Source organism: Streptomyces sp. NPDC005728, assembly GCF_040630895.1.
Taxonomy (GTDB): domain Bacteria; phylum Actinomycetota; class Actinomycetes; order Streptomycetales; family Streptomycetaceae; genus Streptomyces.
The window spans coordinates 41,917-62,438 of sequence record NZ_JBEXYL010000051.1 but is presented as its reverse complement, the minus strand read 5'-3'; the positions used below and the strand labels follow the sequence as shown (position 1 = coordinate 62,438).

The 20,522-nt window shown below is 71.6% G+C and carries 15 protein-coding genes; 9 read left to right on the top strand and 6 right to left on the bottom strand.

Annotation, left to right across the window (positions count from 1 at the left end; all coding sequences use genetic code 11):
- Positions 1-62: 62 nt before the first annotated feature.
- The 6 genes from ABZ471_RS29275 (at position 63) to ABZ471_RS29250 (ending at position 8,572) form a co-directional block, all read left to right on the top strand.
- Entirely contained in the window at positions 63-1,859 is a 1,797-nt protein-coding gene (locus ABZ471_RS29275; protein WP_359070501.1) for an ABC transporter substrate-binding protein, read from the top strand.
- A 99-nt stretch (positions 1,860-1,958) separates the two neighbouring features.
- Positions 1,959-2,936: an ABC transporter permease gene (locus ABZ471_RS29270; RefSeq protein WP_359070500.1), complete on the top strand. Its 978-nt coding sequence runs from the start codon at positions 1,959-1,961 to the stop codon at positions 2,934-2,936.
- A gap of 15 nt (positions 2,937-2,951) precedes the next feature.
- The gene (locus ABZ471_RS29265; protein ID WP_359070498.1) at positions 2,952-4,013 is read left to right on the top strand and encodes an ABC transporter ATP-binding protein; all 1,062 of its coding nucleotides are present in this window, start codon (positions 2,952-2,954) and stop codon (positions 4,011-4,013) included.
- 13 nt (positions 4,014-4,026) lie between these two features.
- On the top strand, positions 4,027-5,136 hold the full coding sequence (locus tag ABZ471_RS29260; RefSeq protein WP_359070496.1) for a dipeptide ABC transporter ATP-binding protein: 1,110 nt from the start codon (positions 4,027-4,029) through the stop codon (positions 5,134-5,136).
- Positions 5,137-5,248: 112 nt separating this feature from the next.
- Positions 5,249-7,402 (top strand): potassium-transporting ATPase subunit KdpB, encoded by a 2,154-nt coding sequence (gene kdpB / locus ABZ471_RS29255; protein WP_359070510.1) that lies wholly within the window; start codon positions 5,249-5,251, stop codon positions 7,400-7,402.
- Between the two features lie 360 nt (positions 7,403-7,762).
- Positions 7,763-8,572 (top strand): SDR family NAD(P)-dependent oxidoreductase, encoded by an 810-nt coding sequence (locus ABZ471_RS29250; protein ID WP_359070494.1) that lies wholly within the window; start codon positions 7,763-7,765, stop codon positions 8,570-8,572.
- Between the two features lie 140 nt (positions 8,573-8,712).
- On the opposite strand, the gene ABZ471_RS29245 is transcribed toward ABZ471_RS29250, so the two are convergent.
- Positions 8,713-10,530 carry an APC family permease gene (locus ABZ471_RS29245; protein ID WP_359070492.1) on the bottom strand — a complete coding sequence of 606 codons (1,818 nt, stop codon included), beginning with the start codon at positions 10,528-10,530 and terminating at the stop codon, positions 8,713-8,715.
- Between the two features lie 273 nt (positions 10,531-10,803).
- Between ABZ471_RS29245 and ABZ471_RS29240 the strand changes: the two genes are divergently transcribed.
- Positions 10,804-11,613, top strand: a complete 810-nt coding sequence (locus ABZ471_RS29240) for a hypothetical protein (protein WP_359070490.1) — start codon at positions 10,804-10,806, stop codon at positions 11,611-11,613.
- A gap of 13 nt (positions 11,614-11,626) precedes the next feature.
- Here the strand turns inward: ABZ471_RS29240 and ABZ471_RS29235 are convergent, their stop codons facing one another.
- Positions 11,627-12,361 (bottom strand): TIGR03943 family protein, encoded by a 735-nt coding sequence (locus ABZ471_RS29235; protein ID WP_359070488.1) that lies wholly within the window; start codon positions 12,359-12,361, stop codon positions 11,627-11,629.
- A complete protein-coding gene (locus ABZ471_RS29230; protein ID WP_359070486.1) occupies positions 12,358-13,392 on the bottom strand; it encodes a permease in 1,035 nt (344 codons plus the stop codon). Before ABZ471_RS29230 ends, ABZ471_RS29235 begins: the two co-directional genes overlap by 4 nt.
- Before the next feature lie 164 nt (positions 13,393-13,556).
- Here ABZ471_RS29230 and ABZ471_RS29225 point away from each other — a divergent pair, with 164 nt between their 5' ends.
- A complete protein-coding gene (locus tag ABZ471_RS29225) occupies positions 13,557-15,392 on the top strand; it encodes an NAD-binding protein (protein ID WP_359070484.1) in 1,836 nt (611 codons plus the stop codon).
- A 49-nt stretch (positions 15,393-15,441) separates the two neighbouring features.
- Here the strand turns inward: ABZ471_RS29225 and ABZ471_RS29220 are convergent, their stop codons facing one another.
- Positions 15,442-17,247, bottom strand: a complete 1,806-nt coding sequence (locus ABZ471_RS29220; protein WP_359070483.1) for a prolyl oligopeptidase family serine peptidase — start codon at positions 17,245-17,247, stop codon at positions 15,442-15,444.
- 265 nt (positions 17,248-17,512) lie between these two features.
- On the opposite strand from ABZ471_RS29220, the gene ABZ471_RS29215 reads away from it, so the two are divergent.
- The gene (locus ABZ471_RS29215; protein WP_359070482.1) at positions 17,513-18,334 is read left to right on the top strand and encodes an SURF1 family protein; all 822 of its coding nucleotides are present in this window, start codon (positions 17,513-17,515) and stop codon (positions 18,332-18,334) included.
- Positions 18,335-18,362: 28 nt separating this feature from the next.
- Here the strand turns inward: ABZ471_RS29215 and ABZ471_RS29210 are convergent, their stop codons facing one another.
- Together ABZ471_RS29210 and ABZ471_RS29205 are read right to left on the bottom strand one after the other, a co-directional pair.
- On the bottom strand, positions 18,363-19,442 hold the full coding sequence (locus tag ABZ471_RS29210) for a hypothetical protein (RefSeq protein WP_359070480.1): 1,080 nt from the start codon (positions 19,440-19,442) through the stop codon (positions 18,363-18,365).
- A gap of 143 nt (positions 19,443-19,585) precedes the next feature.
- The gene (locus ABZ471_RS29205; RefSeq protein WP_359070478.1) at positions 19,586-20,278 is read right to left on the bottom strand and encodes a SigE family RNA polymerase sigma factor; all 693 of its coding nucleotides are present in this window, start codon (positions 20,276-20,278) and stop codon (positions 19,586-19,588) included.
- Positions 20,279-20,522: the final 244 nt, after the last annotated feature.

Sequence of the window (20,522 nt, the reverse complement as noted above, 5' to 3'; positions counted from 1 at the left end):
GCCTGCCAGCCGCGTCAGGCAGTACTCATTGATAACAACGGACAGGTAGGTGCATTCGCCTCATGAAGTCGTTCAGCTCGCGCAGAGCGCAGGCCATCGTCGTCGCCATCGCGGCCGGTTCCCTCGCGCTCACCGGGTGCTCCGAGAACAAGGGCTCCAACACCGGCAAGGACTCGAAGAAGGACCAGAAGGAAGCCTCGGTCCAGTCGAAGGCGGTCACCTACGCCGACGCTGCCGGTTCCACCGGTCCCGCCGAGGAGATCGCCGGTGCCCAGAGCGGCGGCACCATCACGGTGTACCAGGAGGCGGGCCTCTCGCACCTGGACCCGGGTCAGACCTACGTCTCCGACGCCGGCCAGGTCGCCAACCTGCTCTTCCGTCGCCTGACCCAGTTCAAGGAGGACGGCAAGGGCGGCGTCTCGGTCGTGGGTGACCTCGCGACCGACTCCGGCAAGGCCTCCGACGGCGGCAAGACCTGGACGTTCACGCTCAAGGACGGGATCAAGGACTCCAAGGGCAACGCCATCACGTCCGGCGACGTCCGCCACACCGTCGAGCGTCAGTACGCGAAGTTCATCTTCGACGGCCCGACCTACCTGCAGACCTACCTGAGCGGTGCCGACTACCGCAAGGCGCTGCCGGGCGGTGGCTTCGACGGCAAGCACCTGCCGAAGACGGTCCTGGACACGCCGGACGACAAGACCGTCGTCTTCCACTTCGACCAGCCGCGTCCGGACCTGCCGCAGACCCTGGCCATGGCCGGCTACGCCATCGTCCCGACGAAGGACGACACCAAGGAGAAGTACGACAAGGCCCCGGTCGCCACCGGCCCGTACAAGATCCAGTCGTCCAAGAGCGGCAAGTCCATGGTGCTCGTCAAGAACACCAACTGGGACCCGAAGACCGACTCCGTGCGCCACCAGTACGTGGACGGCTTCAACTTCCAGTTCGGCGTCACCGAGTCGACCCAGACCAAGCGTCTGATCGCCGACCAGGGCGAGGACAAGAACGCCATCCAGCTCACCGCCGGCGTCGAGGCCACGCAGATCCAGGACGTCATCAAGAACCCGTCCGCCAACAAGCGCACGGTCAAGGGCTACCAGCCCTACGTGATGCAGCTGAGCTTCAACCTGGACCGCGTGAAGGACCTCAAGGTCCGCCAGGCCATCGCCTACGCGGTGAACTCCAAGTCGCTCATCGCCGGTGAGGGTGGTGTCTACGGCGGTGACGTGGCCCCGAACTACTTCGCCCCGACGCTGCCGGGCTACGAGGCCGGCTACGACCCGTACGGCCGTCTGAAGACGCCGCAGGGCAACATCGCCAAGGCCAAGGAGACGCTGAAGGGCGTCCCGGCGTCCGAGAAGAAGGTCGTCTTCGCCTACGCCAACAGCGAGAACGGCCAGAAGCGCAAGGTCGCCATCGAGGACGCGCTCACCAAGGTCGGCTTCGACGTCGTCTCCAAGGAGGTCGACGCCGCGAGCTACTACGAGCAGATCGGCAAGCTGGACAACCCGTACGACATCTACATCACGGGCTGGGGCCAGGACTGGCCGTCCGCGTCCACCGTCGTCACCCCGGTGTACGACGGCACGCAGGTCGCCGACGGTGCGCCGAACTACTCGCACGTCAAGAACGCGAAGGTTGACGCCCTGATCAAGAAGGCGCTGACCCAGGAGCCGACCGAGGCCGCGAAGACCTGGAAGGAAGCCCAGCACTACCTGCTGGAGAAGGTCCTCCCGGCGGCCCCGCTGTGGTACACCAAGCAGTTCCAGCTCTCCGGGTCCAACGTGGGCGGCGCCCGCTACGGGTCGGTGTCCAGCCTCATCGACATCAACCACCTGTTCCTGAAGAAGTCGTAACTCTCTACGGCTGAACGCGGGGACGCGCACCAGGCGGAGCGCGTCCCCGCACCTCCGTGAAACCTCCCACTCGTCTCCGCAGAGAGCAGCCCTCCCGCCATGCTTCAGTTCATCATCCGGCGCACGGTCGGCGCCGTGATCACCCTGTTCCTCATCTCCGCCGCGACGTTCTTCCTGTTCGTCGCCGCGCCTTCCGATTACGCCTCCCTGGCCTGTGGCAAGGACTGCTCTCCTCAGAGGCTGGAGGACATCCGCCAGGCCCTCGGTCTCAACCTCCCCATCGCCCAGCAGTTCTGGGACTTCATGTCCGGCATCGTGATGGGCCGTGACTTCCCGACCGGACACTGCAGCGCCCCGTGCCTCGGGCAGTCGTTCTACTCGGGCGACATGGTCTGGGGCACGATCCTGGACCGCTTCCCGACGACCCTGACCCTCACCATCGGCGGTGCGGTCGTCTTCCTCGTGGTCGGTGTGGGAGCCGGCATGGTCGCCGCCTACCGGCGAGGATCAATGGTCGACAAGATCGCCACGGGCGCGTCGATGGTGCTCAGCTCGTTCCAGATCTACTTCCTGGGTCCGATCGTCCTGATCATCTTCGTCTACAGCACGGGCTGGATGGACAACCCCCAGTACGTGCCGATCACCGAGGATCCGTGGGGCTGGTTCATGGGCATGCTGCTGCCCACCCTGGTGATGGCCACCATCTTCACCGCGCAGTACACCCGTATGGCACGTTCCTCGATGATCGAGCAGCTCGCCGAGGAGCACGTCCGCACCGCCCGCGCGAAGGGCATGTCGCGCAAGTACGTCTTCTTCCGTTACGCCTGGCGCGGCTCGATGATCCCGATCGTCACCGTGCTCGGTATCGACCTCAGCAGCATGCTCGGCGGCGCCGTCGTCACCGAGATCACCTTCTCCCTGCAGGGGATCGGCCGGCTCGCCGTGGACGGCGCGGTCCACAAGGACCTCCCGCTGACCATGGGCGTCATGTTGTTCGGTGCCTTCTTCATCCTGCTCTTCAACATCCTCACCGACATCGCGTACGCCTGGATCGACCCGCGCGTCCGGCTCTCCTAGGAAGAACGAACCACCGTGACCACACTGACCAAGACCGAGGACGCTCCGGCCCCGACCGGCCCGGAGAGCTTCCTCTCGGTGCGCGATCTGAAGGTGCAGTTCTCCACCGAGGACGGCATCGTCAAGGCGGTCGACGGCCTCTCCTTCGACGTCGAGCGCGGCAAGACACTGGGTATCGTCGGCGAGTCCGGCTCCGGTAAGTCCGTCACCAACCTGACGATCCTGGGCCTGCACAACCCCCGCACCTCCACCATCGACGGCGAGATCGTCCTCGACGGCAAGGAACTCGTCACCGCCAACGAGAAGGAGCTGGAGCAGCTCCGCGGCAACAAGATGGCGATGATCTTCCAGGACCCGCTGACCGCGCTGTCGCCGTTCTACACGGTGGGCCGCCAGCTGTCCGAGCCGTTCATGAAGCACCGCGGCGCCTCCAAGAAGGAGGCGAAGGACCGGGCCATCCAGATGCTGGAGAAGGTCGGCATCCCGCAGCCCAAGATCCGCTTCGACGACTACCCGCACCAGTTCTCCGGCGGTATGCGCCAGCGCGCGATGATCGCCATGGCGCTGATGTGCGACCCCGACCTGCTGATCGCCGACGAGCCGACCACCGCGCTCGACGTGACCGTGCAGGCGCAGATCCTGGACCTGCTCAAGGACCTCCAGCAGGAGTTCGGCTCCGCGATCATCTTCATCACCCACGACCTGGGCGTCATCTCGCACATGGCCGACGACCTGCTGGTGATGTACGCGGGCCGGGCCGTGGAGCGCGGCAGCGTCCGCGAGGTGCTGCACGAGCCGAAGCACCCCTACACCTGGGGTCTGCTCAGCTCGATGCCGCGCCTGGACAGCGACCTCGACGAGAAGCTGACGCCGATCCCCGGCAGCCCGCCCTCGCTGCTCAACCCGCCGTCGGGCTGCCCCTTCCACCCGCGCTGCTCGTTCAAGGACGAGGTGCAGGGCAACCTGTGCACCGAGGTCCGGCCGCCGCTGGGCGAGGGACGGGCCACTGCCTGCCACCTCACGGCCGAGCAGAAGCAGACCATCTTCATCGACAAGATCCAGCCTCGGCTGCGCTAGGGAGTACCGAGACATGAGCGACAACCTCACCCTCCCCGAACAGCAGGGCACCGCCGCCGCCTCGTCGGAGACGCTCCTCGAGGTCAAGGGCCTGACCAAGCACTTCCCGATCTACGGCGGCTTTCCGATCAAGCGGAAGGTCGGCGCGGTGCAGGCCGTCGACGGCATCGACCTGACCGTCGGCGTCGGCGAGAGCGTCGGCCTGGTCGGCGAGTCCGGCTGCGGCAAGTCGACCACGGGCCGGCTGATCACCCGTCTGCTGGAGCCGACGGGCGGCACCATCAGCTACGCCGGACAGGACATCACCCGTGCCTCGCGCCGGCAGCTGGCACCTGTGCGGTCCGAGATCCAGATGATCTTCCAGGACCCGTACTCCTCGCTGAACCCCCGCCAGACCGTCGGCACGATCATCAAGTCGCCGATGGAGGTCAACGGGATCGAGCCGGAGGGCGGCCGGGAGAAGAAGGTCCGGGAGCTGCTGGAGCTCGTCGGCCTGAACCCGGAGCACTACAACCGCTTCCCGCACGAGTTCTCCGGCGGCCAGCGCCAGCGCATCGGCGTCGCCCGCGCCCTGGCGCTGAACCCGAAGCTGATCGTGGCGGACGAGCCGGTCTCCGCGCTGGACGTGTCCATCCAGGCGCAGGTGGTGAACCTGCTCCAGGAGGTCCAGAAGGAACTGGGCATCGCGTTCCTGTTCATCGCCCACGACCTGGCCGTCGTGCGGCACTTCTCGCATCGCGTCGCGGTGATGTACCTCGGCAAGGTGGTCGAGGTCGGTGACCGGGACTCGATCTACAACCGGCCCCGCCACCCCTACACGCACGCTCTGCTCTCGGCCGTCCCCGAGGTCGGCGTGGACGAGGGCGACCGCGAGCGGATCCGGCTCGCCGGTGACGTCCCCTCGCCGATCCATCCGCCGTCCGGCTGCCGCTTCCGCACCCGCTGCTGGAAGGCGCAGGACAAGTGCGCGACCGAGGAGCCGCCGCTGGTCCAGATCTCCGGGAACCGGGACGGCCACCTGACCGCCTGCCACTTCCCGGAGGACCCGACCACTCAGCGCGAGGAGGACGTCGTCCTCGACCCGGCGCTGAAGGTGCTGGAGGAGAACGCGTCCGAGGACTGATCCGCGGCCGTGGCCACGGTGATGATCTCGGGGCCGGCGGGGGGCGGGCCCCCCCCCCCCCCACGGACCCACGACCACAGCCCCTGTCCGCCCTCAAGGCACGAAGGTGTCGATGCTTCCCGCCGCCCCCCAGCAGGCCCCACCGTCACGCCCCCGGCGCACAGTCCGGCCCTTATCCGAGAAGAGGGCGAGACGCCGGGCCCCGAGTGGACTGTTCGAACCCGTCCAGCTCGTCCGCTCCTTCCCCGAGGCGCTGCGCAAACTGCACCCGCGCGCCCTCGTCCGGAACCCGGTGCTCTTCGTCGTCTCCGTCGGCGCGGCCCTCACCACGCTGTCCGCACTCCTCCACCCTGCCGTGTTCACTTGGGTCATCAGCCTCTGGCTGTGGCTGACGGTGGTCTTCGCGAACCTCGCCGAGGCGGTCGCCGAGGGCCGGGGCAGGGCGCAGGCGGAGTCGCTGCGCCGGGCCCGTACGGACACGGTGGCGCTGCGGCTCCTGCACTGGAGCTACGGCACGAACCTCGCCACCGCCCGCACGGAGGCCATCGCCGCCACCGACCTGAAGCCGCTGGACGTCGTACTCGTCGAAGCGGGCGAGATGATCCCGGCGGACGGCGATGTCGTCGACGGGGTCGCCGCGGTCGACGAGTCGGCCGTCACCGGTGAATCGGCGCCCGTGATCCGGGAATCCGGCGGCGACCGCAGCGGGGTCACGGGCGGGACCACCGTCCTGTCCGACCGGATCGTCGTCCGGGTCAGTGCACGCCCCGGCCACAGCTTCCTGGACCGGATGATCGCCCTGGTCGAGGGCGCGTCCCGGCAGAAGACACCCAACGAGATAGCGCTGAACATCCTGCTGGCCTCGCTCACGATCATCTTCCTGCTGGTCGTGGTCGCCCTCCAGCCGATGGGCGAGTACGCCGACGCCGCCCAGTCCACGACCGTGCTGGTCGCCCTCCTCGTCACCCTCATCCCGACCACGATCGGCGCGCTGCTCTCCGCGATCGGCATCGCCGGAATGGACCGGCTGGTGCAGCGCAACGTCGTCGCGATGTCGGGCCGTGCGGTCGAGGCGGCGGGCGATGTGAACACCCTGCTGCTCGACAAGACCGGCACCATCACCCTCGGCAACCGCGAGGCCGCCGCCTTCGTCCCGCTGCCCGGCGTCGAGGAACGGCAGCTCGCCGACGCCGCCCAGCTCTCCTCACTGGCCGACGAGACCCCGGAGGGCCGCTCCGTCGTCGTCCTCGCCAAGCAGCGGCACGGGCTGCGGGCCCCCGCCGAGGGCGAGTTGGCGAACGCCCGCTGGGTCGCCTTCAGCGCACAGACCCGGATGAGCGGCGTCGACCTGCGCTGGGACAACGGAGCCGTCTGCGTCATCCGCAAGGGCGCCGCCCAGCAGGTCATCGAGTGGGTGCAGAGGTACGGCGGCCAGGTCCCGCCCGAGGCACGGATGTACGCCGACGCCGTGGCAGCGTCCGGCGGGACCCCGCTGCTGGTCGCCGTGCACGACTGGGACGGGCCGCGCGTCCTCGGCCTGATCCACCTCAAGGACGTCGTCAAGGACGGCATCCGCGAACGCTTCGTCGAACTGCGCCGGATGGGCATCCGCACCGTCATGGTCACCGGCGACAACCCGCTCACCGCCCGCGCCATCGCCCAGGAGGCGGGCGTGGACGACTACCTGGCCGAGGCGACCCCCGAGGACAAACTCGCGCTGATCACGCAGGAGCAGGCGGGCGGCAAGCTGGTCGCGATGACCGGCGACGGCACCAACGACGCCCCGGCCCTTGCGCAGGCGGACGTCGGCGTGGCCATGAACACCGGCACGTCGGCCGCCAAGGAGGCCGGCAACATGGTCGACCTCGACTCCAACCCGACCAAGCTCATCGAAATCGTCGAGATCGGCAAGCAACTTCTCATCACCCGAGGCGCGTTGACGACGTTCTCCATCACGAACGACGTCGCGAAGTACTTCGCGATCATCCCCGCGATGTTCGCGGGCACGTACCCGGGCCTGGAGTCGCTGAACGTCATGGGCCTGCACAGCCCGACCTCCGCCATCACCTCCGCGATCATCTTCAACGCCCTGATCATCGTCGGACTCATCCCGCTCGCCCTGCGCGGCGTGCGCTACACCCCCTCCTCGGCCCACGACCTGCTGCGCCGCAACCTGCTCGTCTACGGACTCGGCGGGCTCGTACTGCCCTTCGTCGGCATCAAGCTCATCGACCTGCTCATCTCGGGTGTCCCCGGCCTTGGCTGAACCCCGCCAGGGCCCCCGTCAAGGTCGCGTCTGCGCACGTCAGAGCCCCGTCAGAGAAGGGCGTTCCGGCTTGCCCGGTGCGTGCGGCACGGCTTCCATGGAGCCCGTGAACAGCGCCTGGCTCCTCCTCGACCGGCCGCCGAGTCCCGCTCGGCCGTCGCGTCGTGAGCCGCGCTGTGCGGAGCGGCCCGCGTCCCGCTGACGCCGTTTTCCGCCCACCCCTGGGGCGCCGTGATCGGCGGCTCCCCGATCTGAGGGGCGCCGTGATCGACTCCGGCACCCCTCGCCCACCTTTCTTCACCGCACGCCCACCGCCCCTCGCCGGGCCGTGCCGGCGTGCCCGCAACCCCGGATGGGAACATGTCCGACTCACCCCTTTCTTCGCTCGCCGTCCTGGTCACCGGCGCCACCTCCGGCATCGGCTACGAGACCGCCCGGCAGCTGGCCGAGCGCGGCGCCACCGTGCTGCTGCACGGCCGCACCGCCGAGGAGGCCCGCGCGGCAGCCGACCGCCTGGTCGCGACCGCGGGCATCGACGGCGGCCACCTGTGCGCGTTCGCCGCCGACTTCTCGCGCCTCGACGAAGTGGAGACCCTCGCCCACCGCGTCGTCGCCGAACACCCGCAGCTGGACGTGCTCGTCAACAACGCGGGCATGGCCGCCCCCGAGCGGCACACCGTCACCGCCGACGGCAACGAGATCGCCTTCCAGGTCAACTTCCTCGCCCACTACCTGCTGACCTGCCTCCTGGAGCCGGCCCTCACCACCGACCCGGGCGGCCGCGTCGTCAACGTCTCCTCCTCCCTGCACCGCACGGCCTCCATCAGCTGGTCCGACCCCAACCGCGCCCGCCGCTACTCCCGCCTCGCCGCCTACGCCCAGTCCCAGCTGGCGCTCACGGTGTTCGCGGCCGACCCGCGCGTCACCGCCGTCTCCGTGCACCCCGGCGTCTGCGACACGGCCCTGCTGCCGCTGTACGCCCACGAGGGCGTCTCCGCCACCGAGGGCGCCGGGCACGTGGTCCGGCTGTGCGACCCGGCGGTCGAGATCGTCAACGGCGCCTACTACGACCGCGGCGAGCGCGTCGACCCGGCACCGGCCGCGACCGAGGACCGCACGGTCAGGCGCCTCACCAAACTGGCGGACCTGCTGGTCGGCCGCACCGCTTGAAGAACCCTCCAGAGCAAAGGAACTGACGCACATGTCGAAGCGCGCCCGCAAGAAGAAGGCCGACCACGGCTCCAAGGCCGGCCAGAGCTGACCGGCTCCCACCATCCGGGCGGACGGTGAGCACAACCGTCCGCCCCGCCTCACATCCGCAGCCGGTAGGGCAGCAGGCAGACCACCACGTCGGTGCGGGCCCGCAGTACGGTCGCCAGCAGCAGGCCGCGCTGGTTCTGCAGGATCTCGTAGCGGCGGTGCCGGGGTTCGACCTCGGGGATCAGCACCGCGACCTGCCGTCCGCCCCGGGCCGCGTGCTGCACGTAGTCGACCATCGGCTGGACCAGGGACCGGTGCGGGCTGTCGATGACGTCGAGGCGCACCCCCGGATTCCACCGCGCCCACGCCTCCTGAAGGGCGCGGGTCTTGTCCGGGTCGTTGTGGACGGCGACGGCCACCACCTCGTCGCCCAGCGCGAGAGCGGCGCCGACGGCGTACCGGGCGAGCTTGCTGACATCGCCCAGCGGGACGATCACCAGGCTGCCGGGGCGCGGGTCGGGCGGGGCGGGGATGCGACCGAGGCCGAGTTCCTCGCCGACGGCCGTGTAGTAGCGCTGGATGCGGGAGAACAGCAGCATCAGCAGCGGTACGGCGATCACGACCACCCAGGCGCCCTCCAGGAACTTGGTGACGAGGAGGATGAGCCCGGCCAGGCTGGTGAGCGCCGCCCCGGTGCCGTTGATGAGCGCACGGCGCTTCCAGCCCGGGGGCCGCTGGGTGGCCCAGTGCCGGACGAGACCGAGCTGGCTGAGGGTGAAGCCGATGAACACGCCGATCGCGAAGAGCGGGATCAGCCGGTGGGTGTCGGCGTCGGACGCGATGAGCAGCAGCGCGGCCAGCAGGGCCAGCGCCACCACGCCGTAGCGGTAGACGGGCCGTTCGGCGCGCAGCCCGAACAGGTGGGGCAGCCGGTGGTCGCGGGCCAGCAGGCTCATCAGCACCGGCAGCCCGCCGAAACTGGTGTTCGCCGCGAGCAGCAGGACGAGGGTGACGATCAGGTTGGTGGCGTAGTAGGCCCAGCCGTCGCCGTACGCGCCTGCGGTGAGCTGGGCCAGGACGGTGACGTCCGCGCGCGGGGCGACCTGGTCGCGGCGGATCAGCACGGCGATGCCGATCAGCATCAGGCCCAGCAGCCCGCCCAGCATGAACTCGGTGCCCTGGGCGCGCCGGACCCGCGGGACGCGGAAGGTCGGCACGGCGTTGGCGATGGCCTCCACACCGGTCAGCGCCGAACAGCCGGCCGAGAACGCCTTCAGGATCAGCAGCAGACCCAGCGCCTCGTGCGCCTGCACGGGCTGCGCACCGCCCACCACGGCCGCCGGATGCGAACGGAGAAGGCCGCCGACGACGACCCCCAGGACGGCCACGATGAACAGTGCGGTGGGCAGCATCAGCACCCGGGCGCTCTCGGTGACCCCGCGCAGGTTCACGGCCGTCAGCAGCGCGAGGCCGGCCAGACACACCAGCAGCTTGTCCTGGGCCAGAGCCGGAAAGGCGGAGGCCAGGGCGTCGGCGCCGGCGGTGAGGCTGACGGCGACCGTCAGCACGTAGTCGACGACCAGACTGGCCGCAGCGAGCAGGGCGGCGGTCGCGCCCAGGTCTTTCTTGGCCACCGCGTAGGCGCCTCCGCCGTCCGGGTGTACGGCGATGACCTGGGCGTACGACACCACAAGCGCCACGAGCAGGAAGGTGATCGCCAGCGTGATCGGCAAGGTGGCGGTCAGCGCCCCGGTCCCGGCCGCGACCAGCACCAGCACGATGGCCTCGGGGCCGTACGCCACCGAGCTGAGCGCGTCCAGCGACAGCGCGGCCAGCCCTTCCAGGCTGGTGAGGTGGTGCTTCTCCCCCTCGCCGGGGCGCAGCGGGACCCGCGGTTCCAGCTCACGGCGTGCCAGGCCATACGCCATCGGGACCTCACCACGGACGGCAGGACGGTCCGCACCAGTCTCCGCGCGGGACGGCCGTGCGGCTCCCCGGGATCGGCCGTCCGCGTGCACCCCTGTGGCGCACGGGACACGAGTCACCCCAGGAATCCGCTGAGAATGTGTGCAGGAGTGCCACACGGGCCGCACACAGTCTTCCGAAAGCCTCGCTAGCGTTCTGGCCGCTCGCTCCCACGTGCGAACGTGGCCAGGCCGCCGGCCGAGGCCGCAGGCGCAGTCGATTCAGGAAGACCGTAAATGGACTACTGCTCCTCGTGCCGTCGGCATCTGAACGGTGCCCTGGTGTGTCCCGGGTGCGGCGCCTACGCCCCGGACATCGCCCCCGTCACCTCCCTGCCGGCGCGCGCGACCGCTCCCGCCGCCTGGTACGACAGCGACCTCCTGGACGAGCCGGCACCGGCCGCACCGGACGAGACCCCGGAGTTCCTCCCGTCCGGCGACGCGGACCGCGCCCCCCGCGCGCCGCAGGGTCGGGCGGCCCGGCGCCGCCAGCTGGCCCGCTGGAAGAAGAACAAGCGCCGGGCCGCGGTCGCGACCGCCGTCGCGCTCGTCGGCGGCGGCCTCACCCTGGCCGCACTGGACCGGCAGTCCCCCGACCGGGCCCAGGCGGCCGCGGCGCCGGACAACCGGACCATGGGCGCCACGGACGAGCAGACCACCGCCGAGGCCCAGCCGGAGTCGACCGCGCCCGGCAAGCACCGCGCGCCGAGCACCACCACCCCGGCCCGGCACACCGCGACCGGCGCCCCGCGCGGCCAGACCCTCGCCGCCGCTCCCCGGCACGCCTCGCCGGACACCCACCCGGACGCGGCCGCCGCTCCGCTGCCCGCGCAGACGCCTGCCGCACCGCACCAGAGCGCCGCCCCCGTCTCCGGCAGCACGACGATCACCCACAGCGACACGGGCACGACGGCACAGCAGCCGTCCACGCCCACCCCCGCACCCGCCACCAGCAGCGGAACGGACACGGGCACGTCCCCGGCGGCCCCCGCCCCGGCGGCGACCCATCCGGCCCAGCTCTGCCTGCTCGTGGTCTGCCTGGGCTGACGGGGCTGTCGCCTCAGTTGTTCCAGGTCTCGTCGTACGGGTCGTGCGGGGTCGGTACCGGCCTCGCCGACGTCACCTTCAGGTACGGGATCGGGCCGTTGTTGACCGGGTCGCGGGTCAGCCGGGGGCTGTAGGTGCCGGTGACCTCCAGCCAGGCGTCCGGTTGCAGGACCGGGGGCAGCTTGCCGGTCAGGGCGATCTTCACCGGCTGGGCGTCCGCCGCGCAGCAGTTGAGGGCCATGCGGACCAGGTAGGGCGCGCCGGAGTGGTCCAGGGCGAGGAAGCCGGTGACACGGACGGGGCGGCCGTGCAGGGAGCGGCCGTGGCCGTAGGCCGCGCGGGACGCGTAGTCGACCACGCTGAGCGGGACCGGATCACCCGCGGGCAACCTGCCGTAGCCGTACGGCTGTTGCAGTGCCGTGCCGGTGCGCAGGGCACTGTAGGAGCCCAGGGCCGGCGGGGCGATGAGGATCAGGGCGAGCAGCGGTAGGACGAGGAGCCAGGAGATACGCGGCTCGGGGTGGATGTGGGCGGTGCCGGTGGCCGCCTTGGCCGCCTTGGCCGCCTTGGTGCGCTTGCGCTCGTACCACGCCGTCGCCAGGGCCGCCGCGATCAGGACCGCGCCCGAGGCCAGCAGCAGCGGCTGCAGGCCCGCCTTGACGTAGCGCAGGTAGAGGTCGGTGACGCCCGCGTGCAGGAGGGCAGCGCCCAGCAGGAACATCACCGCCGCCTGGGCCTGCCGGTTCACAGGAGCACCGTCCCGGTCACCAGGGCGCCCACGACGGCCAGCGCGAACGTGGCGGGGGCGAAGCGGAGCGCGAAGGTACGGCCGAAGGTGCCGGCCTGCATCGCGAAGAGCTTGAGGTCGATCATCGGGCCCACCACCAGGAACACCAGCTTGGCCGTCAGGGAGAACTGGGTGAGCGAGGCCGCGACGAACGCGTCCGCCTCCGAGCAGATGGACAGCAGTACGGCGAGCACGGCGAGGGCGAGCACGGAGACCAGGGGGTTGTCGGCCGCCGTGCGCAGCCAGGTCGCCGGGGTCGCCGCCTTCAGCGTGGCCGCAGCCATCGCGCCCAGCACCAGGAAGCCGCCCGCGTGCACGGTGTCGTGCCGGACCGAGTTCCAGAACGCCTCGGCCCTGGTCGCGCCCTCGTGCGCACCGTGGGCCGGCGGACGCAGCCAGTCCGTGCGGCCCAGGCGCTGCCACAGCCAGCCCATCGCGCAGGCCACCAGGAGGCTGGCGAGGAAGCGGGCCAGGACCATCTCCGGGTTGCGCGGGAAGGCGACGGCCGTGGCGGTCAGGACGATCGGGTTGATCGCGGGCGCGGAGAGAAGGAAGGCCAGGGCCGCCGCCGGGGTCACGCCCCTGCGCACCAGCGCGCCCGCCACCGGCACCGACGCGCACTCGCAGCCCGGCAGCACGGCGCCCGCGAGCCCGGCCACCGGTACGGCCAGGGCGGGCCGGCTCGGGAGGGCGCGGGCGAAGAAGGACGGGGGCACGAAGACCGCGATCGCCGCCGAGAGCAGGACACCCAGCACGAGGAAGGGCAGCGCCTGGACCGTCACGGCCACGAACACCGTCATCCAGCTCTGCATCAACGGGGTGCCGAGGGCCGCGCGGATCGGGGACTGGGCGAGCACGGCCAGCAGCAGGGTCAGCGTCAGGACGAGGGGGGAGCTGAGCCTCCTGGCCGGCCGGTCGCCGGGCCCTTCACCGGACGGGTGCGCCGGGTTCCGCTCGTCGGCGCCGGGCCGGGCGTCCTCGGTGATGGCCACGGGTGGGTACCTCCGGCTCGGTGCTGCCTCTCCCTCCCCACCAGTACGCGACCGTGGGCACGGTTGTTCACCTCCTTGCTGGAACCACCTGTCTTCTTGGGGCAGTCTTTTCCCTTGTGGCGAGCGTTCCTCATCAAGGTGGGCCCGGTGCCCGGGCGGCGCACATGGTGGTGTGCGGTGACGACGGGCTCGCGCACCGGCTGGCGGCCGAGTTGCGCGGAGTCCACGGCGAGCAGGTCACCCTCGTGGTGCCGCCGAACGAACGGACGGCGCGGCCCCCGGTGGTCGGTCGGGCCCGGGCCGCGTCGGCCGCGCTGCTCGACCGGGTGGTCAACGCCGCCGTCGGACGGGGCACCGGCAACGGCCCGGGCGGCACGACCGGGAACGGCACGGTCGCAGGACGGCCCGACGGCGAGCGGGTGTTGGAGGCCGCCGAGCTCACGGAGGCCGTGCTCGCCGAGGCCGGAGTGGAGCAGGCCACCGCGCTGGCGCTCGTCCATGACGACGACGAGACCAACATCCGGGCCGCGCTGACCGCCCGCCGGCTCAACCCGCGCCTGAGGCTCGTCCTGCGCCTGTACAACCGGAGGTTGGGCCAGCACATCGAGGAACTCCTCGACCAGACAGCCGCGTTGGCCTACGGCGCGGGGGCGGCCGGCCCGGAGGCGTCCACGACCGTGCTGTCCGACGCCGACACCGCCGCGCCCGCGCTGGCCGCGGCCGCCGTCGCCGGCACGACCAAGGTCGTCCAGACCGACAGTCTGCTGCTGCGGGCCGTGGAGCGGCTGCCGGCCGCGGACGGGCAGCTCGCCGATCCGGGGCTGTGCACCCTGGCGCTGCTCTCGGAGACCGGCGCGGATCCTGCCGGGGCTGACGAGTCCGAGGGCAACGGGGAGCAGGGGCCCCTGCTGCTGCCGGACGACGAGGAGGTACGGCAGGCCACCGGGCGGGCCGCCGTGGTGCTGGAGCAGGTGTCGTCCTTCGGCGGTCCCGCGTCGGCCGCCACCGGACGCGGGGTGGGGGGCGTACCGCCGCTCTCCTCCCTCTTCTCACGGCGGCTGCGGTGGTCGCTGGCCGGCCTCGTGGGGTGTGTGGTGGCACTCGCCGTCGCGCTGTGGCTGGTCACCGGGATCCATCCGCTGAGAGCCTTCTATCTGACCTTGCTGGACATGTTCGCGATCGACGATCCGGCGCTCGGGGAGTCCCTCGGACGGCAGATCCTCCAACTCCTCTCCGGACTCATGGGGTTGCTGTTGCTGCCGGTGCTGCTGGCGGCGGTGCTGGAGGCGCTCGGCACCTTCCGGACCGCCTCCGCGCTGCGGAAGCCGCCGCGCGGTCTGGGCGGGCACGTGGTGCTGCTCGGGCTCGGGAAGATCGGCACGAGGGTGCTGACCCGGCTGCGGGAGCTGCACATTCCCGTGGTGTGCGTGGAGTCCGACCCGGAGGCGCGGGGGCTTGCGACCGCGCGGCGGCTGCGGGTGCCGGTGGTGCTGGGGGACGTCACGCAGGAGGGGGTGCTGGAGGCCGCGAAGATCCATCGGGCGCATGCGCTGCTCGCGGTGACCAGCGCGGACACGACCAATCTGGAGGCCGTGCTGTACGCGCGGTCCGTGCGGCCGGATCTGCGGGTGGTGCTGCGGCTGTACGACGACGACTTCGCCACCGCGGTGTACCGGACGCTGCGGGCCGCCCATCCGCAGGCCTCCACGCGCAGCCGGAGTGTGTCGCACCTGGCGGCGCCGGCGTTCGCGGGGGCGATGCTGGGGCGCCAGGTGCTGGGGGCGATTCCGGTGGAGCGGCGGGTGCTGCTGGTCGCCTCGGTCGAGGTGGCCGGGCATGCGGAGTTGGAGGGGCGGAGCGTGGCGGAGGCGTTTCGGGCGGGGGCGTTCCGGGTGCTGGCGCTGGAGGGCCGTGCCGACGTTCCCGGCGACTATGTGCTGCGCAAGGGCGACCGGGTCGTGGTTGCCGCCACCCGCCGGGGCCTGGCCGAGCTGCGCTGACCCGTCCAGGGGGCTCCGCCCCCTGGACCCTGCGTCTCCTCCGGGCGCCCTACAGACCCAAGTGCCTCCCCGCGAAGTCCGTCTCCAGTCTCACCTGCTTGATCCGCTCGTCCACGACCAGTGAGCCGTGGCCGGCGTCGTAGCGGTACACCTCGTGGGTCGCGCCGCGGGCCTCCAGGCGCTTGACGTAGTTGTCGATCTGCCGGATCGGGCAGCGGGGGTCGTTGACGCCCGCCGAGATGTAGACGGGGGTCTTGACCTGGTCGACGTAGGTCAGCGGCGAGGACGCCTCGAAGCGGTCCGGGACCTCCTCCGGGGTGCCGCCCAGCAGGGTGCGGTCCATCGCCTTCAGGGACTCCATCTCGTCGTGGTACGCGGTGACGTAGTCCGCGACCGGCACGACCGCGATGCCCACCGCCCACGCCTCGGGCTGGGTGCCGATGCCGAGGAGGGTGAGATAGCCGCCCCAGGAGGCACCGGTGAGGATCAGGCGCCCGGGGTCGGCGAGGCCGGAGGAGACCGCCCAGTCGCGGACCGCGGCCACGTCCTCCAGCTCGATCAGGCCGACCCGGTGCTTGAGCGCGTCCGTCCAGGCACGGCCGTACCCCGTGGAGCCGCGGTAGTTGATGCGGACCACCGCGTAGCCGTGGTCCACCCAGGCGGCCGGGCCCGCGGCGAAGGAGTCGCTGTCGTGCCAGGTCGGACCGCCGTGCAGGTCGAAGACCGTGGGGAGCGGGCCGGTGGCGCCGGCCGGCTTCTGGATCAGGGCGTGGATGCGGCCGCCCGGGCCCTCCACCCATGCATCCTCGACCGGCACGGACGGCGGGCACGTCATGCCGGGCGGGTCCAGGACCACCCCGCCGGTCGTGGAGCGGACCACGGACGGCTCGGCGGCCGACGACCACAGGTACTCCACGCTGCCGTCGGGGCGGGCCGTCGCCCCGGAGACCGTGCCGGGCGGGGTGGGGACACGGGTCAGCTCGTGCCCGGCCAGGTCGTAGCGGAACAGCTCGCTGCGGGCCTCGTGGCTGTGGGCGACGAGCAGGCCGCTGCCGTCCGGATACCACTCGGCGCTGACGTCGCCGGGCAGGTCGAGCAGGAGGTCCGTCTGCGCGCCCGTCGCCACGTCCCACACGAGCGGCTCCCAGCGGCCGCGGCGCTGGTGGCCGATGAGGAGGCGGGTGTCGCCGTCCACGGGAGCGAAGCCGAGGACCTCCAGGCCCAGTTCCTCGGTGCCGCCCTTGGTGTCGTCCAGCTCGGCGACCTTCGTGCCGTCCGGGCGCAGCACGCGCAGGGCCGCGTGCATGGCGTCGCCGTGCTCGGTGTGCTCGATCGCGAGCAGGGAGCCGTCGTGGGAGAGGTCGCCCACGCCCGCCGACTCGCGGTGCCGGTAGATCTCGACCGGGTCCTCGCCCTCGCGCGCGAGGTGGATCGTGGTGCCCTCCTCGTCCGTGGAGCGGCCGACCACCGCCGTACGGCCGTCGCGGGCCAGGGCCAGACCGGCCGGGTAGGAGGGTTCGAGGCCGGGCACGGCGGTCTCGTCGGTCCCGCCGCCGAAGGGCTGACGGCGCCAGATCCCGAACTCGTCGCCGTCCTTGTCGTCGAACCACCAGATCCACGCGCCGTCCGGGGTGAGTACGCCGTCCGTCGTGCCGTTCGGCCGGTCCGTGGCCTGCCGCTGCCCGCCCGTCGCCCGGTCCCAGGCGTACAGCTCGTACGTGCCCGTCGCGTTCGACACGAACAGGGAGCGGTCCGGCGCGTCCTCCGCCCAGTCGGGCAGCGAGACCCGCGGCGCCCGGAAGCGCTTCTCCCAGTCCGGCATGTCCGGTGTGTCCGGCGTCCTGCTCTCACTCATGGCCCCAGTCATGCGCCCATACTGCCTGGTCCCAGCCCCATCCGCTGGCGGGTGTACCCAGCCTGTGGATAACTTCCCGACCACGACCACGGACTCCGCACACACGTGCCCACCCGCGCCCGCCCCGGGCACCCGTCGAGCACTCGTCGAGCACTCGTCGAGCAGCCGGCCGAACCCCCAGCCGACCCCGAACGGAACCCTGAGCCGAACCCTGAGCCGAACCCCCCGCCCAAGCCTCCGGCACGGGCGCCGTACCGTTGAGGGCGTGTACCGGTTTCTGCTGACACCCCGCTGGTGGGGCATCAACGTCTTCGTGCTGCTCGCCATCCCGTTCTGCGTGTTCATGGGGTCGTGGCAGCTGAGCCGGTTCGAGGGGCGGGTGCAGGACCACCGCACCGCGACCGAGCAGGCCGCCTCCGACCAGCACGAGAAGGCCCGGCCGCTGGCCGGGATGCTGCCCGTCGACAAGAACACCTCGGGCCGCCGCGTCACCACGAGCGGCACCTACGGCAGGCAACTCCTCGTGCCGGGCCGGGAACTGGAGGGCAAGCGCGGCTTCTACGTACTGACGCTGCTGCGCACCGACACCGGCAAGTCCCTGCCCGTGGTCCGCGGCTGGCTGCCCGGCAACGCGGACCCCGCCAAGGCACCCGCTCCGCCCACCGGCGAGGTCACCGTCACCGGCGCGCTCCAGGCCTCCGAGACCCCGGGGGACAACGGGGTCGGCGCCCAGGGCGGGCTGCCCGCCGGCCAGTCGGCGGCGATCAGCGCGGCCTCGCTGGTGAACCTGGTGCCGGACAAGCTGTACGACGCCTGGGTCACCCTCGACAAGGCCGACGCAGGGATGAAGGCCGTGCCCGCGACCGCGCCGGCCGGCACCGGTCTCGACCTGAAGGCGTTCCAGAACCTCGGCTACACCGGGGAGTGGTTCGTCTTCGCGGGCTTCGTGGTCTTCATGTGGTTCCGGCTGCTGCGCCGCGAGGTGGAGTTCCAGCGCGACGCGGCGCTCGGCCTGGTGCAGGAGCAGGAGCAGAACGAGGCGCAGGACGAGGCGCAGAAGAACGCCTCCGCTCCGACCGCCGTGTGACGCCTGCGATCCCGTCGGCGCCCGGCGCCTACTGCCCCGCCAGCACCCCGGTGTAGTACACCGTCCCCGCGCAGGCGTTCGGCACCGTAGCCGACACCGTCGGGCCGGCCTGGGCGGTGTGCGTGACGAGGACGCTGCCGTCGGCCGTGCCACCGTCCTCGGTGACGAGCTGGGTGCCGACGCCTTCCGCACCACCGGTGCTGGCCGTGCTTCCGCTGGCGCCGGCGTCCGGGGAGGGCGTCGGTTCGGGTGAGGGGCCGCCGCTGTCCGTGCCGCCGGAGGCGCTGCCGCCGCCCGTGGTGGGGCAGGTCTCGGACGGTACGAAGGCGAACCTCTCCACGTAGGCCGCGCCCGGCTGGAGGACCAGCGTCGTGACCTCCAGGGAGGGGTCGGGCAGGGCGGCCGCCGCGTCCCCGGACACATGCCGTACGCCGCTCACCTTCGCCGGATCGGCGGCGGCCTGCGCCGCGACCGTGACGCTGCCCGCGCCGCCGACGGTACAACCGGTGGTGGAGGTGTTGGAGACGCGGAAGGTGCCGTAGACGACGCCTGCGGTGTCGGGTGCGTCGACGGTCTGCGTGGCGCCCAGCTGGGCCGCCGTGCACGCCGGGGTGCCCGCAGCCAGTGTGGCGGACGGGTTGGCACCGCCGGCCGAGCCGGTGCCGTTGCCGCCGGTCTTGCCCGGCTCGCCGGTCTTGCTGCTGTCCTTGCCGGGCCCGGGGGTCTTGCCCTGGGAGCCGCCGGCGGTGCTGGAACCGCCGTCCGGGTCCTTGCCCTGGGTGACGCCGCCCTGGGCCTGGGACGTCTGCCCGGCCATGGCGGTGTTGGGGTCGGTGCCACCGGAGTTGGAGACGTGGATGAGGGCGGGGACCGCCGTGCCGATGAACAGGGCGGCGGCCACCATGCCGACGGCGGCCTGCCGCTTGCGCGCCCGGCGTGCGGGCACCGCGCGGCGCAGATGGTCCAGCGTGCCGGTGCGCGGCTCGATGTCGTCGACCGCCGAGTGCAGCATCCGGCGCAGAGACAGCTCGTCAGAGCCGAGGCCGTCGAGCCCGTCGAGGCCCGGGCCGAGCCCCTCGGGGCCCTTTTCGTCGGGGCCGTGGTTCACAGTTCCGTTCCCAGCGTGCGATTGCGTGTGCTCTTGCTCGTGCCGCTTCGTCGGCTCGTGCCAGGCGTAGGGCTCATGGCGTCCATGGGAGTGGCCTTCTTGCGAGTTGCCTTCATGGGAATCGCCCCCTTCGGCTTGCCCGCTCATGCCGGTGCCTCCATGGCCACCCGCAGCGCGGCGATGCCCCGCGAGCCGTACGCCTTCACGGAGCCCAGCGAGATGCCCAGCGTCTCGGCGACCTGGGCCTCGGTCATGTCCGCGAAGTAGCGCAGGACGAGGACCTCGCGCTGGCGGCGCTGCAGGCCCTTCATCGCCTTGATGAGGTCGCGCCGCTCCAGCTGGTCGTAGGCGCCCTCCTCCGCGCTCGCCATGTCCGGCATCGGCTTGGAGAGGAGCTTCAGGCCGAGGATGCGGCGGCGCAGGGCGGAGCGGGAGAGGTTGACGACCGTCTGCCGGAGGTAGGCGAGCGTCTTCTCGGGGTCGCGGACGCGCTTGCGGGCCGAGTGGACGCGGATGAACGCCTCCTGGACGACGTCCTCACAGGAGGCGGTGTCGTCGAGGAGAAGCGCGGCGAGGCCGAGCAGCGAGCGGTAGTGCGCCCGGTAGGTCTCGGTGAGGTGGTCGACGGTCGTACCGGCGACCACGGTGTCCGTGCCGGCCGCGCCGGCCGCGGTCTCCTCCGAGCCGTCACGCTGACTGGGTATGCGGGCGGGCCGCGCTGCGGGCATGGGCGCGATCACCGGCATGCCGCCGGGCATGCGCGGCCGGAGCGCCGCACGGGGCGGTCGGAGCGCCGCGGCGCCGCGGGCCGCACTGAGTTCGAGTACCTCTGCCACGCCAGTTGGACACGTCTCCCCCCGCCAGGGTTGTACATGCCGGAGGTCACATGTGCGACAACCGGCGGTGCCTCAAGTGCCGTCATGCGTCCGCTCTTCCCCTATATGCCATTTGAACGGGCGTCCCCACGCCCCGATCACGGCGTCCCCACGCCAGGATCCCCACGTCTCACGCCCCGCAAGGGTGACCGCAAAGACGCTCCCCGCCCCTCGCGCGGTTGCGAGGGGCGGGGAGGAAAATCCT